The sequence below is a fragment of the Marinobacter sp. SS5-14b genome (assembly GCF_030541005.1).
In the GTDB taxonomy this organism is placed as follows: Bacteria; Pseudomonadota; Gammaproteobacteria; order Pseudomonadales; family Oleiphilaceae; genus Marinobacter.
Genome location: NZ_JASSVM010000001.1, coordinates 779,840 through 800,906 on the forward strand (window position 1 = coordinate 779,840; position 21,067 = coordinate 800,906).

Sequence of the window (21,067 nt, forward strand, 5' to 3'; positions counted from 1 at the left end):
CACCAGAGGATCTCATTCCGAATGAAAGGGGCGCCTGATGGAACACCGGTTGAGTAAGCGAGTTGAGGGTGAGTTGCCTATACTGGTCTACAAGCGTGGGATGCCAGTGGCAACAGGGAAGATTCAGGATGCGTCGAAGCGAGGGCTTTTCGTCGCAACCGAATTTACCAATGTGCGAATCAATCAGACGATTCAACTGTCGTTTCGGCTCCCAGACCACCGGCAGGGCCATCAAACATTGACCGCTCATGTTGCACGCAGGTCTGATGATGGCCTGGGGCTCGACTTCGATGGCGTGGATAACGATGCGCACGTGATCGCTGAGCTTTTGATTTGGTTAGATAACCACGCTTCAGAAGCCGCCATCACCGGGCGGCATCGGATCCATTAAATCGCGTAAAAAGGGAAGATATTCACCATGGCAAGACTTGAAGGAAAAGTAGCAGCGGTAACCGGCGGAGCGCTTGGTATAGGCCGTGCGGCCGTTGAGCGAATGCTGGAAGAAGGCGCAGCGGTGGGTATTCTGGACTTCCTCGACAAAGAGGGCGAAGCCTTAGCAAAAGAGCTATCCGCCAAAGGGCATCGGGTTGCCTACTGGCACTGCGATGTGTCTGATGAATCTCAGGTGAAAGCGGCCATTGATGGGGTTGCCGAGCGGTTTGGCAAACTGGATGTGATGGTGAATAACGCGGGTATTTCAGGTGCCAACAAGCCCACTCATGAGGTTACCGAAGAAGAATGGGACAAGGTTCAGGCGGTGAACGTAAAAGGTGTATTTTTCTGTACCAAACACGCCATTCCTCATATGAAAAAAGCCGGCGGCGGCAGCCTCATTAACCTGTCTTCCATATACGGACTGGTGGGTGCGCCGGACGCGCCGCCTTACCATGCCTCCAAAGGTGCGGTTCGGTTGATGTCTAAAACCGATGCCATGATCTATGCCAAAGAAGGCATTCGAGTGAACTCTATTCACCCGGGATTTATCTGGACACCGATGGTGGAAAACCATTTGAAAACCACGGGAATGGATCCCGAAGTTGCAAAAGCAGCTACAGCGGCCTTGCACCCAGTGGGGCACATGGGCGAACCCGATGACATTGCCTGGGGCGTTGTGTATCTGGCGTCTGATGAATCCAAGTTCATTACGGGTAGTGAGTTGGTCATTGATGGCGGTTACACGGCTCATTAACGGGCCGTATACCTGTTATGTCGTTAGCCGCCTACACCATGCGAGCGCTGCCTGAGACGCTGTCCGCGCTCACCTCCCTGGCACTGGACCTCAGGTGGAGCTGGCACCATGGCAGCGACCACCTGTGGCGAGCTTTGGATGAGGATGCCTGGGAGGCCACCCGGAACGCCTGGCTGGTGCTGAACAGCGTTTCGTCTGAACACCTTAAGGCGCTCTCCGAGGATTCCGAGTTCCTGGCGGTTTACCAGCAACAGGTCAAACGCCACGAGGCATTTGCTCAGGCCGCCACCTGGTATTCGGATAACTGCGAACCCGCACTAGGTGAGGGTGTGGCCTGGTTCTGTATGGAATATGGGGTATCGGAATCGCTTCCCATCTACAGTGGCGGGTTGGGGGTACTGGCGGGCGATTTTCTAAAAGCGGCCAGTGACCTTGGTGTTCCAGTCATGGCTGTCGGTTTGCTGTATCAGCAAGGGTATTTTCGGCAGGCGCTAAACACCGAAGGCGAACAGATTGAATTCCACCCCTACAACGACCCCACCATGCTGCCACTGGCGCCGCTGCGGGACAGCAGTGGTGAATGGGCGAGGGTAACCGTTCCGTTTCCGGGCAGAGAGGTGCGACTTCGGGCCTGGAAAGGACAGGTCGGGCGCTGTGAACTGCTGCTGCTAGACAGTAACGACCCACGCAACGAACCCGGTGACCGGGGTATAACCAGCGAACTCTACAGTGGCAACCCGGAAAAACGGCTTCAGCAGGAAATGGTGCTGGGAATCGGAGGCTGGCGCCTGCTTGAGTTAATGAAACGATCACCCAGCCTATGTCATATCAACGAGGGGCATAGCGCTCTGGCGCTGGTTGAACGGGCGCACCAATGGCAACGGCAAAACCACACCGATTTCACCACCGCCCGAATGGCAACCCGGGCCACCAATCTCTTCACCACACATACCTCGGTAGCGGCGGGTTTTGACCGCTTTCCAGTCAATCTGGCTGAGCTTTATCTAAGCCCTTGGCTCGCCGAGAACCATAACACACTCGATGCACTGTTAGCTGTGGCCAATACTGAGAGCTCTCAACTGAACATGGCAGGGCTAGCCTTGGGGATGAGCGGGCGGTTTAATGGTGTCAGCCGAATTCACCAACAGGTTACCCAAACTATTTTTCAACCCTGGTTTGCCCGCTGGCCCAGCGCTGATATACCGGCTGAGTACGTCACTAATGGTGTACACACACCGAGCTGGGATTCCCCCGAATCCGATGGGTTGTGGACACAAGCGTGTGGCCAGGACCGATGGCGCCAACCCATGGACGTATCCTGTCCATTACAAGGCACCGCTGATGCGGACATCTGGGCAATGCGCAGGGCACAGCGAAAGCGAATGATCGGATATTTGCGCGGGCGTTTGCACAGCCAACACTGCGAGCACAACTATGGTAGCAACCCGGATGCCGCGTGCGGCGTCTTGCTGGATGCAGCAACCCTGACCTTGGGCTTTGCGCGCCGTTTTACTGATTACAAGCGGCCCGATTTGCTGCTGAGTGATCCGGAACGGCTAATGAAGCTTCTGACCAATCGAGACCAGCCATTGCAGATCGTTCTTGCGGGCAAGGCTCACCCCCATGATCACCAGGGCAAAGCGATCATCAAACGTTGGAAAGCCTTCTCGATGCGGCCGGACGTCGAAGGCAGAGTGGTGTTTATCGAAGACTACGATCTGGCAGTCGCAAGCCAGCTGATTCAGGGCGTGGATGTGTGGCTCAATACGCCTCGCCATCCATGGGAGGCCTGTGGCACCAGTGGCATGAAGATACTGGTCAATGGTGGCTTGAACCTGTCTCAGTATGACGGCTGGTGGGCGGAAGCCTGGAACCCGGACGTTGGCTGGGCAATACGGCCAGGCGCGACGTTTGAAGAACTGAGCCAGACTGACCAGCATGACGACGCCGATGCGGAAGAACTCTATGAAAGGTTGGAGCAGCAGGTGATCCCGGAGTTCTATCAGCGCGACTCTGAAGGCCTGCCAACCCTCTGGCTGCAACGCATTCGGGCCAGCATGAACCAACTGACTGCACGGTATTCGGCCAACCGGATGGTCAGGGAGTATGTCACTGACTTTTACCTTCCAATGATATCCGCCGGCGAGCAGCGCTCTGTGGAGCACACTCGAGAACTGGTCCGGGCAAGGGAAAGCATCAACCTGCACTGGCCCAAGCTCAGATTTGGACAGATACGAAGTGAAGAATGTAATGGCGAACGGGTGTTTTCGCTGGATGTTTACCTGGATGGCCTGGCCAGAGAACAAGTGGCGGTAGAGCTGGTCGCCGAAGCCTCTGAACTGGGGCCAAGATTGGTAAAGGCGATGGTATTCATGCTTCAACTGGCTGGAGCAGACGACACCTACGAGTACGAGGCCCGGGTGCCATGCCGGCCGGCGGATCACTTCACACCAAGAATTCGGGTCAGTGACCAACGCTTGAATCTGCCATTGGAGGACAGCCACATCCTGTGGTATCGCTAGTGGGTACCGCTGATCATCCGCGCCAGAAGCCCGGTGAAAGAACGATCACCACACTCAGAATCTCCAGTCGCCCCATCAGCATACCAACAGACAGAATCCATTTGGCGGCATCAGGTAGAGGGCCGAAATTACCCGCAGGGCCGATAATGTCGCCTAGGCCGGGGCCGACGTTGGTCAGCGACGTCAATGCACCGGACAACGCGGTCACGAAATCCAGCTGCAAGGAGGCGAGCAGGACAGTAATGATCAGCAGACACAGTAGGAATATGAAGGTGTAGGCGATCATAGAGGAGATGATTTCATCACTGACCGCGCGGCCATTGTAATTACGGGTGAACACCGCCCTCGGGTGAAGCAGGCGCATTAACTGCTCCCGAAGAATGATAAGCGAAAGCTGAAACCGGAATATCTTCATGCCACCAGCGGTTGAGCCAGAGCAGCCCCCCACAAACATCAGAAAGAAAAACACCACAAAAGCCAACGGGCCCCAGGCTGAATAATCTTCGGAAGCATACCCCGACGTACTGATCACTGACGTCACGTTAAACAGCACGGAGACGTAGTTGTGAAGTGGGTCGAAAGGTACCGGTGATACCCACCAGCGGTAGAGTGTTAGCAAGGCAGGAACGGTCAACAGGATGGTCAGGAACAGCCGAACTTGCTGGTCCCGGAATAACGCCCCATGCTGGCCGTGCATTTCTCTGACGAACAGAAAAAACGGCAAGCTGCCGAGGATCATGAAGAACGAAGCTTCAAGCAAAATCAGATCGCTGAACTTGCCCATCGACATGTCTGACGTTGAAAAGCCCCCGGTGGCGATACTGGTCAGGCCGTGATTAAACGCATCAAATAGTGACATGCCGGAAAGCCAATAGGTGACGACCGCCACCACAGAAAACACCAAATAGACGAACAATAGGCCACGACTCAGGGTTTTCATCCTCGGCAGTGCTTTATCGGTCCATTCGGAGGACTCTGTCGCGAACAGGCGCATGCCGCCGACTCTCAAAAACGGCAACACCGCAACGAACATACCGATGATACCGATGCCGCCCAACCACTGGAGAATTGAGCGCCATAGCAATAGGTCCTTGTCGAAGCTATCAAGCCCGCTGAAAACCGTAGCGCCCGTTGTTGTAATGCCGGAGGTGCCTTCAAAAATGGCATCGGCGACAGAAATGCCGTTGTCACTCAAATAGAAGGGCAGGGAAGAGAGTATTGCGATAATAAACCAGCTCGAAACCGTCAGCACGAACATGTATCGAGGCTTAAGATCCTTGGCTTTGCCGCGGGTAGCGAGAACGCCGAGCAACCCAAGGCCACACACGATGGCGGAGGATTCCGCGAACGCCATAGCGTTGGGCGCGCCCGATGGCGTTGCAGCAAGAAGAAGAACCGGTAACGTCATGAATACACTCAAAAGTATAAACATGATGCTGACAATAAAAATGACCGTAATAAGATTTCTCAAGGGGCGCCCAAGCCAGCTGACAGTGAGAGGGCGAAGGATACCCCTGGTGCAATGCTTCCGCAAGGAAACAGGGCACCTCAGGCGGGATTACCGGGAAATTAAATCGATGTAAATCCAGCGTAAATTTGGAACCTGGCTATAGCAAAGCACGTTCAGTTGCTGCAAGTTGATTACAGGAGTGCAAAGCCACTCTAATTACATCAAGGAGAATCGCTATGATGACCAAGAAAAGCCTTCTGATGGCCTCGATCGCTACCGCCGGGATTGCCATGGCCAGCACTGCATCTGCTCAGGATATGTACAAATCCGGTGTCGGCGGCTTGTATGCGGGCGTGAATTACACTTTCATGAACGCCGATTTTGATGGCATTGCGGATGCTGATGTCGGCACACTGTCCGGTAAGGTCGGCGTCATGGCCACCGAGTACTTCGGTGTTGAAGCCCGGGCGGGCTTTGGTGTCGATGATGATCGGGTTGGTGGCGCTGATGTTAGCCTGGATAACTTCTTTGGTGGCTATGCAACCGTCAACATGGTTAATGAAAGCCCGGTAACACCCTATGCCGTACTTGGTTTTACACGGACTGAAGTGGAAGTGGGTTCGTTAGCCGATGACGACTCAGATTTTTCCTACGGTGCAGGCGTGAACTTCGCCTTCGCTCAAAACCTGTCTGCCAATCTGGAATACATGCGCTACTACGACGACAGCGATGTTACGCTGGACGGCATTGGTCTCGGAATGCAGGTCAACTTCTAGAACCGAGGCAGCAGACCGAACAAGCCCGCGAGAAACCGTTTCCCGCGGGCTTTTTGTTATCAGGCATGGACAAACCGGCCTAGAAGCAGCACTCCGCCGTAACCAAGCGTATAGGCTGCCAACAAATGCAGCGCATAGCGCATGTATGCCGCAAACGTCAGCCCTTCGATTTTGCTCATGGCAACGATACCCGCTGCCGAACCAATCACCAGAAGCGAGCCACCCACACCCACCGCGTAGGTCAGCCCCATCCATTCCGCAGGACTCATCACAATGCCTGCTTTAAGCAGGGCAGCCGTCAACGGCACGTTATCGATCACCGCAGAAAAAATGCCCATCAGGTAGTTGGCATACATGGGCGGCAATACATCGTAAATCGCCACCAGCGAATCCAGCGCATGGATTTCTTTAAGCATGCCCACCAGCAACAAAATGCCGAGGAAGAACAGCAGCGTTTCGAACTCGATAACCCGGATGTATTCCAGAATGGGGTCCAGATCGGAGTCGTCGCTCATGAAGCGGGACACGAGGAACATAATCGACAAGCCGAACAGGAAGGTAAGCACTGGCGGAACACTAAACAGAGCATTCCCGGTAATGGTTCCGATGATGGTGATCAGAAACAACGCAGCAATAACGGCATCAACCTTGCGTACTTCGTTGGAACTTCCTTTAAGCGAGACGGTTCCATCCAGCCCTCTGGACAGCAGCACGGCCAAAATAAACACGGTAATCGATGCAGGAATGGCAAGAGTCAGCAGCGTGAGTATTTCAACCTTGTCCGCCAGGAAGATCATCAGGGTAGTGACGTCACCGGTGATCAGGGAAACCCCACCAGAGTTAACCGCAAATACAACTAAAACAATAAATTGCAGGCGTTTCTTAAGCTCAAGGTTTAATGACAGAATAAGCGAGCAAGACACCAGGGTCGCCGTAATGTTGTCCGCCAGCGACGAAAACACGAAACAGAACAGGCCGGTAAGAAACAGCAGCCGCCGCTCGGTAACCTGGCGGGGCATGATCAGGTAGATCATGTTCTCAATCATGCCTTTCTTGTTCAGGTAAGCGACAAACGTCATTGCCGCCACAAGGAAAAGCCAGAGGCCGGCAATCTCGGCAATGCTTTCAGACAGTCCGGCTGAGACCGCAGCCGTTTCATCCGGGCTGGAACTGAAAAGAAACAGCAACACCCAACTCAGGGTGCCGAAAAACAGGGTGGTCTTTGCTTTATTAACGTGGATGACTTCTTCAAAAATCACGCCAAGAAGCGCAAGTACCGAAACGGCAATCAGAACAGCATCAAGAACTGGCATCTCAGGATCCCGAACCTCAGAGAAGGAATGGCTGCCTGTGCATGCGCAGCCGGGAAAGTCGCTGGCGATTTTAAACCTGTATGACGGTTATCACAAAGGTGCGTCACGCAGGTTCGTGAGGGAGTTTCGAGGCATAGATCCAGGACGCTACGAATGACGTAAAGATTCTTCAAGAATACCTGATGCTTTATTGCTCGATAGGAAAAACCATGAAAAAAACAGTCCTTCAAGTTAGCGCGTTAATTGGTGCCTTTGCGTGTGCCGGTGCGGTACATGCGACAGAGACGAGAACGGCTCTGGTTCCACTCCCTTCTATTGACGATTTTACAAATGGCGATGGCTGGGGCATTGGGCTTGGGCTAAGCGTCGAATATGAGACTGCTTATGAGGGCTCGGACGAATTCGAGTTTGAAGTCGATCCAGCCGGCGGTGTTCAGTGGCGAACTGGCGATAATATTTACTTCTGGGCAGGCGAAGCAATCGGGTGGCGGGCTTTGGTGAAGGATTCCTGGTTGATTCAAACTTCTATAGGCTACGAAGAAGGCCGGGAAGAGGGCGATTCAGAGGATGGGAGGCTGGACGGTCTGGGTGAATCGAAGTCCGGGGTAACGGCGCTGTTGGAAGTTCGTCATGCCCTTACAGACGACTGGCGCTACTTTCTGGATGGCCGTGTTTTAGCGGGTGAAATCGGAACACTCGGCATTTTCGGGGCAGGAACCTGCCTGGCATGCCAGCCTGACGGCACTGGTTGGGAATTGGGCGCGGTCGTTACGTTCCACGACGGTAAGCTGGCCAACCGGGATTTTGGCGTGAGCACACAACAATCCATTGATTCAGGCCTTCCCGAAACCGATGTTGATAGCGGTTACAGATCCACAGGCTTTAATCTGAGCTACCGCGATTACGTGGGCGAAAACTGGCAGATCTTCGGTGAAGCACTTTACGAAGCTTTTGGAAGCGACGTTTCAGACAGCCCCATCTCTCGGAATGATTACGAGGCGGAAATCGGTGTTGGGTTCATTTACGTGTTCTAGTTTTCGCTGAGACCGATCGTAAGCGGACCCATATCTTCCAAAAGGGAAGTATGGGTCTGCACTTGATTTAACGAATGCGCGGTGCTTCTAATTCATGACTCAATGCTCATGCCCTCCAGCAGCGCCATGCACGCCCTCTATATAGTGAATGTAATTGACGTAGTCAGCGACAAAGGCACGCCCCTTATCGCCGCTTTGATCAGCCATGGCCCTTGCACGCTGAGCCTCATGATAACGCTCACGAATGCCATCCTCGATCTTGCGGGTTATATTTGCCACGAGGCGATCAATTTGCCCGTTTTCCAACGCCGCATCCGCCGCCATTAAACCCGGATCAATCTGTCCGGAAGGCTTGATGCCGGTAAAGGGTGCGCCTTCGGAGGCACGATGAACCTCAACGAGCGTCGAGAACAGATGCTGATCGGCAATGTTTTTCGCAGTTTCGCTTTGCCCGCGGACTTGGCGCACATCGGCGAATACCCTTTTGATTTCGGCCTCATCCTTTGCCGGCACCCATTTGAGCAAGGGCTTAACATTGCCTGACTCCAGTGCCGCACGGGCTTCGGTAATCACGGGACCGTCCAGAGCATCACAATGAGCTTGGGCGCTACCGGCAAACATCAGGCTGAAGATTGCTGCGGCCACTGCGGGAACAGTGGTTTTGCGTAATTTGGTTTTCATACATGACCTCCTCATAGTGCGTTGAGCTTCACGAGCACCGGGTTTGGTGGCGCTTGGCAATCAGAGTACGGAAGGGAGGTCAAAGAAGCGTTCTCAGGTACGAAACCGAACCGATTCCATGGTTTGGAAATAAAATATATAATTCAAAAGGATAGAGGTTTCAGTATCGGGTGAGAGCGTACTCGAACGCCGGGTAGCCAGGTTCAGGATCGTGGCTAGGGTCGGATATCGCCCTGCAGGGCTCGTCGGCGATATTCACTGGGGGTAAATCCTGTCTCTTTCTTGAAAGCAGTGTTGAATACGGACTTCGAGTTGAAGCCAGAGTCATACATAGTTTGCAGAATATTTGCCTGATTGGCTGCATCGGCCAGGCGCGATTTCGCCTCGTCGATGCGATAGCGACTGACGAACTCAAAGAAATTGCAGCCAAAGCCTTGGTTAATGGCCCGTGAAACCTCTCTTGAAGGGGCGCCCAATTTCCGTGAAAGTTGTTCCAGGGTCAGGTTGGGGTGCAAGTGGGGCTTTTCCTGGTGCATTAACTGTTGGAGCCTGACCTTTAAAGTTTGATCAAACTGCGGCGTGGGCTCTTCTTCCAGCAAGGCGGCCTGGTCTGCTGCCAATCCAGAGAAAACAACGGGTTGGCGAAGAGAGTTTATCATCAGAAAATTGATGAAAATGAAGCCCGTTACAGCGCCAGCGCCGGCCACCCACTCGGTTCCAGGCACGCTTCTAAACACATGCGCTGTAAGGCAGTACATCATGCTCACGGTCCAAGCCACTGCATAGCCGATCAGAAGCGTCCGTAACCACGCAAGTTGTTTGTTTTCAATACTCGAGAAAATCTGTCGAATACCAAGGCCGAAACGGTTAATCGCACGAATCGTCGCGTACAGGTAGCCCAGAAAGACCGCGTGAATAGCGACTGCAAGAAGGGGAGAGGTAAGTACGCCCGGGTGGTCCCGTTCAAGCAGAATCTGAACTTTGGTCTCGCTTGGCTGTAAATAATATTCAATCAGAAAAATTGCGCCGACCACCCAGAAGAGCAACGTGTGCACGAGATGCTTCCCGCGTAACTGGAAATTCTGATACATCAGCGATTGCGCATATAGATAGAGCGTGCCGGCTTGTAGAAGTCCGATGAGTGTTCCGAGGTAGGCGAAGTTTGGGTACTGGAGCGCAAGCCCGCTGCCATAGAGGAAGATCTCTCCCAGCCCGGCGGCGAAGAACACCAGAGTGGCAACCAGGAGTCGGTTAGATATGAGCCCACTGTTGGATGGAAGTAGGAGAAAAACGGCAAGAGCCAGCGATTGAATGATGCTCGTCAGCAGCACAATGTCGGTGAGTGTCAGATACATGCCAGATTCAGCTCCGCTTCAAAACCATCCTGCCGTCCTGTTGCCGGCGATCTGAGATGCAGGGTCATGCCGGCACCTTTAGCAATCGCATCGGCAATCGCGAGGCCCAGGCCAGAACCTGCAGCGTCCGTTTTGGCGCGTGCAAACCGGTTTCTTAAAAGAGCGAGCTGTTCCGGTGGCACTCTTGCACCGCCATTGCAGACCCTTAAAACCCCATTATCGTTCAGGTTGATCTTCACCGACTCGCTACGGGAACCATGCTTAAGGGCATTCTCGATCAGGTTACGCACCAGGATGGCGAAGGCATCGGGATCAAGAAAGGAGTTCACTTCGCGCTCCGGCAGGGATAAAACAACTCGCCCGGGTGCCTGGGCCTCAAAATCCCGGGCAATCATCGCGAGGATGGGCACAAGATCCTGCTGGCTTTGTGAGAGTGCACCGCCACCTTCTGCTTTTGCCAACTCGAGCAGTTTTCCGGACAGCACCGAGAGACTGCGTAACGCTTCTTCAATTTCTGCAACATCATTCTTGAGATAATCATCGGGCATTCTGGTTTTCAGTCGCTGCACTTTGGCAAGCGCTGTTGCCAGGGGAGTTCGCAGTTCATGGGCACTGTTGGCGGTAAAGCTGCGTTCTGATTCGAGAGCACGATGCAAACGCTCAAGCAGCCGGTTGATGGCACCGGCGATTGGTTCAAATTCACGGGGTAACTGCTCTTCTACAACAGGGGACAGATCTCCCGCGCCGCGGGATTCAATGTCTTGCTGAAAATCGACCACCTTACGAAGGGAAAGCCGGACAATCCACCAGACACCCAACAGGCTGACCGGAATCAGCACCAGTAAAGGCAACAGTAAGGCTAATCCCGCCTCCAGAGCGGATTCACGCCGGTGCGCCAAGGGTTCGGCCACTTCAAGATAGATGGTATAGCTGACTGCAGATACGCCATATAGCCGGTGGGTCAGAGTATCTGAAAACCCTTCCGCGGGGGTCCTGCTAAACACGCCAGGGTCGGCATCGTGGGACTGGAGCAGAATATTTCCAGCTTCGTCCCGTACCAGATAGGTCAGGTATTCGTCATGGTCTTTCAGGGCTGGGGCCTTTTGATTGCCCGCGCCGTTCTCACGGTTCAGGATGTCGGTGACCGCCAGTGGCAGTATGCGCTGGGCGGTTTCTTCCAGGGCACTGTCGAAGACCTCGTTCATTTCATGCTGTGCCACCAGTCCCGAAGCGGTCACGCCCAACAGCCAGAGTAGGGTGACACCGAGTGTCAGGCCGATACCGAGTGTTTTTTGCAGGCTGGTTCTAGTGGTCATGTGTTTCCAGGCGATAGCCCATTCCCCTGACGGTTACGATAGCGTCCCGCCCCAGCTTTTTACGCAGACGGCTGACATAAACTTCGATGGTGTTACTTTCGATTTCGGCCCCGAAAGCGTATAGACGATCCTCCAGTTGCGATCGCGATAACAGCATTCCGGGTCGCTGGATAAAGCCCTCAAACAATGCCCACTCCCGTGCCGTAAGTTCTACCGGCAGGCCGTTGCGACTGATGCGGTGATCGCCAAGATCAATCATCAGCTCGCCCACTTGTATGATCGGGCTTGGATTGCCGCGATATCGGCGAGCCACCGCGGCCACGCGGGCCGACAACTCCGAAAGATCAAAGGGTTTGACCAGGTAGTCGTCAGCACCGGCATTCAATCCTTCAATCCGGTCAGACACCTGATCCCTGGCGGTCAGAATGATCACCGGTGTTGTTATTCCGGTAGCCCGGATCGTTCGCAAAAAGCCGAAGCCATGGCCGTCGGGCAGCATCAGGTCCAGCAGAATCAGGTCGTAGGCTGTGGTCCTGATACTCGCCTCAGCAAAGCGCAGAGTTTGCACCCAGTCCACGGCGTGGCCGTCGTCCGCAATCTGATCCCGGACCGCCTCGCCCAATCCCGCCGTATCCTCCACCAAAAGAACCCGCATTCTTCACCTCTGACCCAGCCCTGAAATCAAGATACTACAGCTCGAACCTGACAACAGCCTGAATGGTCAATAACGCTTCGATCTCTCTTCACCGACCTTCAGCTGGCTGTCAGGTTTGGGCGCTAGCCTTCGGGGGAATATTCCAGGTACCGATCGCAGGAGATGTGATGATGCGGATGATTTTTCCTTTCGTTGTGTTGGTTTTGGGCCTATGGGCCTGGAACCTCTTTGCAGGTCCTGGGGCCGGTTCTCCCTGGGCAGTCTATGACCAGAGCCTGCTGCTCAGTGGGCTGTTATCCATTGCTCTGATGTCACTGACCATGATGCTGGCACTGCGCCCAGCCTGGTTGGAGAGACCGCTGGGCGGGTTGGATCAGATCTATCGCACCCACAAATGGGCGGGCATTCTGGCAGTGGTATTCGCGGCAGCTCATTGGCTGATTGAAATGGGTGACGATGTTATAGAGTCGATTTTCGGAAAAGCCGGCAGGCTGCACGATCAGGATTATTCCGGGTTCATCGACACCATGCGCGATGCTGCGGAAGAGGTAGGGGAGTTCGCCGTCTATCTGCTGTTCGCCATGCTGTTGATCACTTTGTTGCGCAAGTTCCCCTACAAATACTGGCGCTATTTGCATCGCGGCATGCCGGTGCTTTATCTGTTGCTCGCTTTCCACGCGGCGTGGCTGACTCCGCTGCAATGGTGGCAGCAGCCAATCGGGCTACTTATGGCCATTTTGCTCCTCGGCGGCAGCATCGCCAGCGGGCTATCTCTGACCGGCAGAGTTGGCCGTCGTCGCCAGGTTCGCGGCACGGTCACCCTTCCGCCTTCGTCGCTTTAATAAAGAGGCTTTTCAGTTCCGCTGAAATGGCCTCGTTTGTTCAGGTCGTTGTCAGGTTAGCGCCTTAAAGTGGATTTAACACAACCAGCAGGAGAGACACCATGAAGACCAAACCCATTATTCTGAGCTTGTCTTTGTTACTTCTGAGCGGCGCCGCACTTGCAGATGACGACTGCAATGATCCGGTGGCGAATTGGCAGCCCCGTGAAAACCTGCGTGAAAAACTGGAAGCAGAAGGCTGGACAGTTCACCGAATAAAGGTTGACGACGGTTGTTATGAAGTCAGGGGCCTCGACGCCAAGGGGGTCAGCGCAGAAGCCTCCTTCGCGCCCGCTTCACTGATCATGATGAAGTGGGAGCGTGAAGACAGTGACGATGAGGAGAGGGACCACGGCAACAGGAAAAATGGACAGAGCAATCCCAAAAGTCAGGCGCCAAGCAACGGCATCGTCAAGGGTCGCCCCACCGTTTCCGTTGAGTAACTGATTGAATTTGGCCTATTCATTTAACGCTCATCAGGTTTTCGGAGACCATTTATGAAAACGTTTGTTCTCACTTGCAGCCTTTTTGCAGCCCTTGTTTTGCCGGCATTCGCCCAGGCCCGCGACGTGACCTTCACTACGGAACTACAGAATTACGGTGGCGATGGAGCCTATCTGGCTCTGTATCTTACCGATGCTGCCGGAGAGTATCAGGGTACCCTTTGGGTTTCCGGGAAGAAATCTAAATACTACAAACACTTGGGAGGCTGGGCCCGCGGCAGTCGGCTTGATCCGGCAGAGTACGATGGCTTGACCGGTGCCAGTGTCACCAGTGGCCGCACGTTGAAAATCACTCTTAACCTAGATGATTCGCTGATCGACAACGGTTATGAGGTTCGGGTCGACTCTGCCGTTGAGGATATGCGCGATATTCGAGCTGATGTCATAGCCCCCCTGACCACTGAAGGTTCCGGGAAGCCGGTTTCCGGGCGCGGTTACGTGCGCGCTCTTACCTACGAGCTTCAATAATCCACCGGGAGCGTCGGCTATGTTGCGCAAGTTCCACAGCTTACCGGGCCTGCTTGCTGGTTTGCTTCTGATGGTTCTCTCAGTCACGGGTGCTGTGTTGGCTTTGGCGCCGGTGCTGGAAAGAGCCTCAGCGGTCATTCCGGCTTCCGGTGAAATCAGTATCGCCGAGCTGGCTGACCGGATCGTTGCTCACTATCCCGGGACTGAACAGATCGTGCGAGAACCTTCTGGCAAGGTCATTGTGTATTACAGCCATGACGGCCAGGCCGGTGCGGATCTGGTGAATCCGGTAACAGGTGAGGGTACCGCACCCTACGAACCTTCCGCATTTTTTGGCTGGGTCAAGGACCTGCACCGTGCGTTTATGCTGGATGATGCCGGTAGAGCGCTGGCCGGCGTATTAGCTGCTTTGATGGTACTTCTGTGTCTTTCGGGAATATTGTTGATAGCCCGGCGTACCGGGGGTTGGAAGAATATACTAAGACCGCTTTCCGGCTCAGGCGGGAAACGAATCCATGCCGAGCTGGCCCGGTTTGCCGTGCTCGGCCTACTGTTATCCGCACTGACCGGTAGCTATATGTCGGCACAGCGCTTTGGTTTGCTGCCGGAAGTGCCTGACACCGGGCCAAGGTTTCCGGCTGATGTCTCGGGCGGGCAACCGTCGCCTGTCGGCACCTTAAAAGCCCTAGGCAATTTCGATCTTGGCGAACTCCGGGAACTGGTGTTTCCCTATCCCGGTGATCCGCAGGATGTCTATTCTCTTTCAACCTCCGGCGGCTCCGGTTTTGTGGACCAGGCAACGGGCGAGTTGCTGCAATACCAGCCGCGCTCTGAAGGAAACGCATTGCAGCACTGGATTACCCGTTTGCACACCGGTGAAGGCCTGTGGTGGCTGGGCCTTATTCTTGGCGCTGCAGCACTGACTGTGCCCATCCTCTCGGTAACGGGCGCAACCATCTGGTGGCAGCGTCGCCGGCATTCAGGACAGCTTCCTGACAATGCCGGTGCCGCTGAGGCGGATACGATTATCCTGGTCGGCTCCGAAGGCAATGCCACCTGGGGATTTGCCCGAGAACTCCATAGCAGTCTGAATAAGGCCGGTTTCCGTGTGCATTGCAGCGAGATGAACAGCCTGGCTGAGCAGTATCCGCAGGCTGCGAGGCTTTTCGTGCTGACATCGACATACGGCGATGGTGATGCACCCGCATCGGCCCGGCGGTTTATGGCCAGGCTCGATGACTTCCGTGCTGAAAAGTATCTGCGATACGCGGTGCTCGGTTTTGGTGACCGGCAGTTTCCGAGCTACTGTCAGTTTGCCAAAGAGGTAGATGCTGCGCTCGCCCGTAAAGGCATGAACCGATTGCTCACCATTGAGTTGATTGACCGGTGTTCTGCCGCCCAATTCAGTGAGTGGGGAAGCCGGGTGGGTGAACTTATCGGACTGCCGCTTTTGTTGAACTACAAAGCGTTGCATCCTGCTACGGTAAAACTGGAACTGGTAGAAAGGGCGGACTACGGGATCGCGGTGCAGGCACCAACCAGTATCTTCCGGTTCAAGCTGGCGGAGCAGGGCGGATGGCCAACGGTTTTTCCAAGAAGATTTAAAGCGCTGCCACACTTCGAGGCGGGAGACCTGGTTGGGGTTATGCCCCCCGACGGTCAAGCCCCGCGGTTCTACTCGCTCGCGTCCTCAGCTAGCGACGGGATTGTTGAGATATGCGTCCGCAAGCAGCCCGGCGGTCTATGCTCCGGGTACTTGCATGACCTCAAGCCGGGAGCTTGTATCGATGGTTTTATCCGCCCCAATCCAGGCTTCCGGCCAGCTACAGGTAGCCAGCCAGTTATCCTAATCGGTGCAGGTGCCGGCATTGGTCCGTTAACCGGTTTCATCCGAAAAAATACCAGACGCAACCCTATGTATCTGTACTGGGGCGGTCGCGATTCCAGTTCGGATTTTCTCTACCAACCCGAGCTCGGGCGCTATCTTGACGATCATCGACTGAGCGCGCTGAACACTGCCTTCTCAAGAGCAGACGAGCGCACCTACGTGCAGGATAGGCTAAAGCAGGATGAGTTAGCGGTACAGCAGATGGTTAGCACCGGTGCGCAGATACTGGTCTGTGGTGGCCGGGATATGGCAGCGGCAGTGCGGCAGGTGATAGGAGACATTCTCAAACCCCTGCACATCGATATTGAAACGCTGAGAGGCCAGGGGCGTTATCTTGAAGATGTGTATTGATGGACAAAGCCACAATGCCGAGCAGAGTCTATAATCCCAAAGCACACCGCATCGCGTCCTGAACAGGAGGCTGAAACATGCCATCCACAGAAAATGACAGACTGCTAAGCGAGCACCAGCCAAATGCCGTTCGTGCACGGCTTGCCGGTCCCGTTAAGGCATCGACACTTCCAGACGCTGTGCTTGGCGGCATCGATGGCTGCGTTACAACGTTTGCGGTTGTATCGGGTGCGTTCGGCGCAGGTTTCTCGCCACAGGTTGCGTTGGTACTCGGCTTTGCAAACCTGATTGCAGACGGCTTCAGCATGGCGGTAAGTAATTACGAAGCGGGCCAGGCGCAGTTGAATCAGATCAAATTTGCTGAACGCACAGAACGTGAACATATCCGTGCTGTGCCAGAAGGTGAACGTGAGGAAATTCGCCAGCTGTTTCAGGCGAAGGGATTCGACGGCGAATTGCTGGAGCAAGTAGTAGAGGCTATCAGTCGTAATCCCGATGTGTGGGTAGCAACCATGTTGCGAGAAGAGTACGGACTCTCGGGTGCCGGACTCAGCCCACGCCGAGCCGCGTTGACTACCTTCGCCGCATTTTTGTCGGTTGGTGCTTTACCTTTACTGCCTTATGCCATCCCGGGTATGGAGAGTCAGATTCAGTTCCTGACGAGTCTTGGTTTGGCAGGCGTCGTCTTCTTGGGTATCGGAATGCTAAAAAGTATCGTCTATGGCTTACCAGCAATTCGATCCGGACTCCGGACTTTGATCATGGGTACGGCCGCAGCGGGGCTGGCGTTTGCTACTGGGCATTTTGCGCAGGGGTTATTGGGGGGTTAGGTCTTCAGTGGTGAATACCTAATTTAACATAATATACATTATGCGCAGTTCTTTGTGGGCTTGAATACGGCCAACCAGGAAATGATCCCGGCAGATAAATGACAAACGGGCTGTCGTGGAAACCGATCACGACGAGCAGCTGTAATGTGACGACCCTCCAACCTCAAAGAGCTCCGGCGGTTTCAGTGTGTAGTATTTGAACTCCACATCTTCCGATTGCTCAGCGTATGGCTGAGTCATGACCTCCTGGAGTTCCCGCAACAAGGCATAGTTGCCCGCTGCCGCTTGCTGATAGGCAGGCACAACGAGCCATTCTCTCAAACAGTACTTCGGATTGACGAGCTTCATTTGATTAGAAAGGTCCTCTCGAGAACCAGCTCGGGTGAGCAACCTCCATTTTGTGAGCCACGCAGACCAACGCTGGTCCAGTTCTCCGGCGCCCACCGCATTGGCCGTGTCTCTATAGAAGCTTTTCTTGAGTGGCTCGATGTCGTCTGGCACCGTAGACAGTTCCCGGAAAAACAGCGTGTAATCAACGGTTGTTTGCATCATCAGAGTTGCGAGTTCCCTGAACAAAGCCTCGTCAAAAGCATCAAGTCCGAGTTTTGCAGCCCACATTTTCTGCATTTGCGTTTGCATCACATTTGGAAAATCACTTTGAACCTCTTCAAGCTGCCGCAGGCCGTCCTTCTGGCCGGCCAACAACGGTCGCAACGCCGAACAAAACGAGTGGAAATTGCGTTCGGCCGCTGCGGGTTGGTTCAGGAACGAAAAATGTTGCCCGCCACCCGTCCATGGCTGGAACTGGGGATTGAACACATCGCAGAATCCAAAGGGTCCATAATCAAGTGTGTAGCCGCCGGCCGCACAGTTATCGCTGTTGAAATTTCCCTGGCAGTAACCGACACGGATCCAGTTGGCCACGAGTGACGTCAGTCTGATCTGGAATTCACGCGCAAGGGATACGACTTTATCGGCGGTGTTCAGCGCCGGGTCGATAACGTCACGGTACTCACGATCGATCAGGTGCAAGACGATCATCTCGAGCTCTTCCGTCGCCTTCGGGTGTTCATGCTTGCGAGCGCGTCGACTGAAGAGTTCAAGCTGCCCTACCCGGATGAACGACGGTGCAACTCGGGTTGAGATGGCAACGGGATCGGATACCAGCACATCCGGGTCGATCGAACGTGAGCCCTCCGAATACCACGGGCGCCTGACGGTCTCGGTTTTCGACACGTACAGGCTCAAAGACCGTGATGTGGGCACACCCAGCGCATGCATGTGCTCTTGTGCCAGGAACTCCCGAACACTGGATCTCAGAACGGCCCGGCCGTCGGCGCCGCGGCAGTAGGGTGTGCGCCCTCCCCCTTTGAGCTGCATTTCCCAGCGTTGACCATTGATGACGGCCTCGAGCACGGAAATGGCGCGACCATCGCCGTATCCGTTGCCGGTCTGAAACGGGCATTGCTGGTAGAATTCGGTTCCGTAAATAGACAGTGCGTAACCACAGGCCCAACCGACTTTGCTCATCGGCTCCGGAACACGCGACAAGTCGCCAGAGAACATGCGGACGAAGTCGTCGGACTGCGCCAAGCTGTCGACGAAGCCCAGCTCACGAAACAGGTGTTTGCTGTGCGCGACGTATTCGGGATTTGCGATAGGCGTAGGGGTGACCGGAACATAGTGGCCCGAAAACACTTGTCGCGGACTGTGGTCCGCCCCGTTTGCTTTTCCCTCAGGATCGCAGTTGAGTGTTTCGATAAACGAATAGTCTGCCAAGGTTGCAAGATCGTCGAGGGTGGCGACAGTAGCGGGTGTTTCCTCAGGCAGTCGTTTCGGCATAAGAGCTCCAAACGTGGTTTAAATAGCCTCGGTAGCAGCAAAACCGGTTTACAACCAGCGCCTCACCTCAGACCTGTAACGGGTGTACGCTTCCCCGAACAATACCCGCATGTGACGCTCTTCCGGCTTGATCTGGAAGCGGTTCATGTAGATCACAAACATAGGTAGCAAAAGTGCTGCAAATACGCTGCCGAGATAGAATCCCCAGGCAACCAGTATCAGGAGAAACCCAAGGTACATGGGGTTTCTGGTGTAACGATACACACCGTTCTGCACCAGACTGCTGGATTGATGAGGCGTACGCGGGTCTACCGTTGTATTGGCCGATCGAAACGCCATTACGCCGAGTATGGCGATCACAACCCCGAATGCAAGAACTGTCAGGGTGAGCAGAAGCCTGCCCGGAATTGGAAATTCGCCGGAAGGTAACAGGCGGGAGATCGCCCACATGGCGGCCCCAAAAGCAACGGTCAAAACGACGGGGGGAACCTTTAACTCAAGTGCCTTCACGTTCGGATTCATCCATGAGGTCTAAGAGGACGCTTCTGCATGTATGCCCAGCGTTGTGTTCACTGCATCTCGAATTTCCCGATAGCGGTTTGGGTTGCTGATCAGTGTCTCCAGGTCGTCCTCGGGGAACATTTCGTGCTTCTTTTTCATGGCTGCTTCGCCGGTTAAAACCGCCGGTAGCAAGCGTTCCAGGCAGCGCAACATCACCTCGGGCGAAACCGACGCCCCGGGTGAAGCGCCCAGTAAAGTGCCATAGGTTTTGTCGGTAGACACGATGATTTCGGTGCCCATCTGCAAGTCCCGGTCTTTAATGATCTGCACGCGCTGGCCAGCTTCTGAAGGCTTCCAGTCAAACTTTTTACTTAGGCCCGGAGCAAAGCTGTCGAGCTCCTCGAACATGCTTTTTTCGCCTTTGAACGTCTCCGATACCAGGTACTTAACCAGCGGAAAATGCTCAAGGGCGACGTTGAGCAGACTCGGGATATCATGCAAGCGCATGGAGCCCAGGTAGTCGATAACGCCACGGCCTCGTTCGAGAACCGGTTTGAACGATGCGAAAGGCCCGAACAACAAGTAATGCTTACCATCCACTACCCGCAAATCCAGATGCGGAACCGACATGGGCGGCGCCCCGACCTTCGCTTTCCCATAGGTCTTGGCCCGGTATGCCTCAGCTTGCTCAGCCGTGATCTGGGCTTGTAAAAATCGACCGCCCACAGGAAAGCCCGAAAATCGGCTCCGGAACGGTAAATGACTCTTTTTTAAAAGCGGAAAAGCACCCCCACCCGCGCCGACGAACAGCACATCGGCCCTGTGCTGGACCGGAACGCCCTTTTGACTGGCCTCAACAAGCCAGCGCCCGGTCGGGCTTTTGTGAACATGTTTTACGTGGGTGCCGTACTCGATTTTGACACCCAGCGTGTTCACGGCGTAGGCCGCCATTTGCTCTGTTAGTGAGCCAAAGTTAACGTCGGTGCCGGTTTCAATGGCGGTGGCGGCCATTTTTTCATTACGAGGCCGCTCTTCCATGGTGAACGGAATCCAGCGCTTGATTTCATCAAAGTCTTCCGAGTACTGCATCTTTTCGAAAAAGTGGTGGGCCGACATTTCCTTGAACCGCAGGCGCAGCTCTTCGATGGCGGGTTCGGGAACGATGGTGCAATGCTTGGTTTGGTTAATAAAGGTTTTCGGATCCTTGATGGCGCCCCTTTCGATCAGGTACGCCCAAAACTGCTTTGCAACGTTGAATTGGGCATGAATCTTCAGGGCCTTTTCCACCGAAATGACTTCTTCATCCACCGGCGTGTAGTTAAGCTCACAGTTCGCTTCGTGCCCGGTACCGGCGTTGTTAAAGGCCCAGGAATTCCCTGCTCCTGCCCGGTCAAGCCGCTCCAGAATGGTGATATCGAGGTCGGGTGCCAGCTCCTTTGCCAATACAGCAAATGTGGTTCCCATAATCCCGGCGCCAATGATAATCACGTTCATAAGATTTACCCGACAGGT

Annotated in this window: 19 protein-coding genes; 10 read left to right on the forward strand and 9 right to left on the reverse strand. The window is 54.5% G+C overall.

The genetic code is table 11. The features are described 5' to 3' along the window. The first annotated feature begins 37 nt into the window (after window positions 1–37). The 3 genes from QPL95_RS03625 to glgP are packed head-to-tail and all read left to right on the forward strand — an operon-like array spanning window position 38 to window position 3,711. On the forward strand, window positions 38–391 hold the full coding sequence (locus QPL95_RS03625) for a PilZ domain-containing protein (RefSeq protein WP_303289631.1): 354 nt from the start codon (window positions 38–40) through the stop codon (window positions 389–391). A 27-nt stretch (window positions 392–418) separates the two neighbouring features. Beyond that, complete coding sequence (locus QPL95_RS03630; RefSeq protein ID WP_303289632.1) at window positions 419–1,189, forward strand: SDR family NAD(P)-dependent oxidoreductase; 771 nt, start codon at window positions 419–421, stop codon at window positions 1,187–1,189. A 17-nt stretch (window positions 1,190–1,206) separates the two neighbouring features. Beyond that, on the forward strand, window positions 1,207–3,711 hold the full coding sequence (glgP, locus tag QPL95_RS03635; RefSeq protein ID WP_303289633.1) for an alpha-glucan family phosphorylase: 2,505 nt from the start codon (window positions 1,207–1,209) through the stop codon (window positions 3,709–3,711). Window positions 3,712–3,724: 13 nt separating this feature from the next. On the opposite strand, the gene QPL95_RS03640 is transcribed toward glgP, so the two are convergent. Further along, on the reverse strand, window positions 3,725–5,143 hold the full coding sequence (locus QPL95_RS03640; RefSeq protein WP_303289731.1) for a TrkH family potassium uptake protein: 1,419 nt from the start codon (window positions 5,141–5,143) through the stop codon (window positions 3,725–3,727). A 254-nt stretch (window positions 5,144–5,397) separates the two neighbouring features. Between QPL95_RS03640 and QPL95_RS03645 the strand changes: the two genes are divergently transcribed. Next, window positions 5,398–5,937 (forward strand): porin family protein, encoded by a 540-nt coding sequence (locus tag QPL95_RS03645; RefSeq protein WP_303289634.1) that lies wholly within the window; start codon window positions 5,398–5,400, stop codon window positions 5,935–5,937. Between the two features lie 59 nt (window positions 5,938–5,996). Here QPL95_RS03645 and nhaD read toward each other — a convergent pair whose 3' ends face one another. After that, window positions 5,997–7,250 carry a sodium:proton antiporter NhaD gene (gene nhaD, locus QPL95_RS03650; protein WP_303289635.1) on the reverse strand — a complete coding sequence of 418 codons (1,254 nt, stop codon included), beginning with the start codon at window positions 7,248–7,250 and terminating at the stop codon, window positions 5,997–5,999. 209 nt (window positions 7,251–7,459) lie between these two features. Between nhaD and QPL95_RS03655 the strand changes: the two genes are divergently transcribed. Beyond that, a complete protein-coding gene (locus tag QPL95_RS03655) occupies window positions 7,460–8,284 on the forward strand; it encodes a MipA/OmpV family protein (protein ID WP_303289636.1) in 825 nt (274 codons plus the stop codon). 99 nt (window positions 8,285–8,383) lie between these two features. On the opposite strand, the gene QPL95_RS03660 is transcribed toward QPL95_RS03655, so the two are convergent. The 4 genes from QPL95_RS03660 to QPL95_RS03675 form a co-directional block, all read right to left on the reverse strand. Continuing rightward, window positions 8,384–8,965: a DUF6448 family protein gene (locus QPL95_RS03660; RefSeq protein ID WP_303289637.1), complete on the reverse strand. Its 582-nt coding sequence runs from the start codon at window positions 8,963–8,965 to the stop codon at window positions 8,384–8,386. Window positions 8,966–9,180: 215 nt separating this feature from the next. Further along, the gene (locus QPL95_RS03665) at window positions 9,181–10,320 is read right to left on the reverse strand and encodes an AraC family transcriptional regulator (RefSeq protein WP_019677804.1); all 1,140 of its coding nucleotides are present in this window, start codon (window positions 10,318–10,320) and stop codon (window positions 9,181–9,183) included. Beyond that, window positions 10,311–11,636, reverse strand: coding sequence for an ATP-binding protein (locus QPL95_RS03670; protein WP_303289638.1), 1,326 nt, complete (start codon window positions 11,634–11,636; stop codon window positions 10,311–10,313). The genes QPL95_RS03665 and QPL95_RS03670 overlap by 10 nt, the downstream gene beginning before the upstream one ends. Then, window positions 11,626–12,291, reverse strand: coding sequence for a response regulator transcription factor (locus QPL95_RS03675; RefSeq protein ID WP_011786648.1), 666 nt, complete (start codon window positions 12,289–12,291; stop codon window positions 11,626–11,628). Before QPL95_RS03675 ends, QPL95_RS03670 begins: the two co-directional genes overlap by 11 nt. Before the next feature lie 167 nt (window positions 12,292–12,458). Between QPL95_RS03675 and QPL95_RS03680 the strand changes: the two genes are divergently transcribed. From QPL95_RS03680 to QPL95_RS03700, 5 genes are all read left to right on the forward strand, one after another. Continuing rightward, entirely contained in the window at window positions 12,459–13,133 is a 675-nt protein-coding gene (locus tag QPL95_RS03680; RefSeq protein WP_303289639.1) for a ferric reductase-like transmembrane domain-containing protein, read from the forward strand. Window positions 13,134–13,234: 101 nt separating this feature from the next. Beyond that, window positions 13,235–13,615 carry a PepSY domain-containing protein gene (locus QPL95_RS03685; protein ID WP_303289640.1) on the forward strand — a complete coding sequence of 127 codons (381 nt, stop codon included), beginning with the start codon at window positions 13,235–13,237 and terminating at the stop codon, window positions 13,613–13,615. Window positions 13,616–13,669: 54 nt separating this feature from the next. After that, entirely contained in the window at window positions 13,670–14,143 is a 474-nt protein-coding gene (locus tag QPL95_RS03690; RefSeq protein WP_303289641.1) for a DUF2271 domain-containing protein, read from the forward strand. 19 nt (window positions 14,144–14,162) lie between these two features. Further along, complete coding sequence (locus QPL95_RS03695; RefSeq protein ID WP_303289642.1) at window positions 14,163–16,382, forward strand: PepSY domain-containing protein; 2,220 nt, start codon at window positions 14,163–14,165, stop codon at window positions 16,380–16,382. A 77-nt stretch (window positions 16,383–16,459) separates the two neighbouring features. After that, window positions 16,460–17,212, forward strand: coding sequence for a VIT1/CCC1 transporter family protein (locus QPL95_RS03700; protein WP_303289643.1), 753 nt, complete (start codon window positions 16,460–16,462; stop codon window positions 17,210–17,212). 126 nt (window positions 17,213–17,338) lie between these two features. Here the strand turns inward: QPL95_RS03700 and QPL95_RS03705 are convergent, their stop codons facing one another. The 3 genes from QPL95_RS03705 to QPL95_RS03715 all read right to left on the reverse strand — a co-directional run bounded on the left by QPL95_RS03705 (window position 17,339) and on the right by QPL95_RS03715 (window position 21,049). Next, window positions 17,339–19,054, reverse strand: a complete 1,716-nt coding sequence (locus tag QPL95_RS03705; RefSeq protein ID WP_303289644.1) for a YdiU family protein — start codon at window positions 19,052–19,054, stop codon at window positions 17,339–17,341. Window positions 19,055–19,102: 48 nt separating this feature from the next. Next, window positions 19,103–19,504, reverse strand: coding sequence for an isoprenylcysteine carboxylmethyltransferase family protein (locus tag QPL95_RS03710; protein WP_303289645.1), 402 nt, complete (start codon window positions 19,502–19,504; stop codon window positions 19,103–19,105). A gap of 81 nt (window positions 19,505–19,585) precedes the next feature. Beyond that, window positions 19,586–21,049 carry a malate:quinone oxidoreductase gene (locus tag QPL95_RS03715; RefSeq protein WP_303289646.1) on the reverse strand — a complete coding sequence of 488 codons (1,464 nt, stop codon included), beginning with the start codon at window positions 21,047–21,049 and terminating at the stop codon, window positions 19,586–19,588. Window positions 21,050–21,067: the final 18 nt, after the last annotated feature.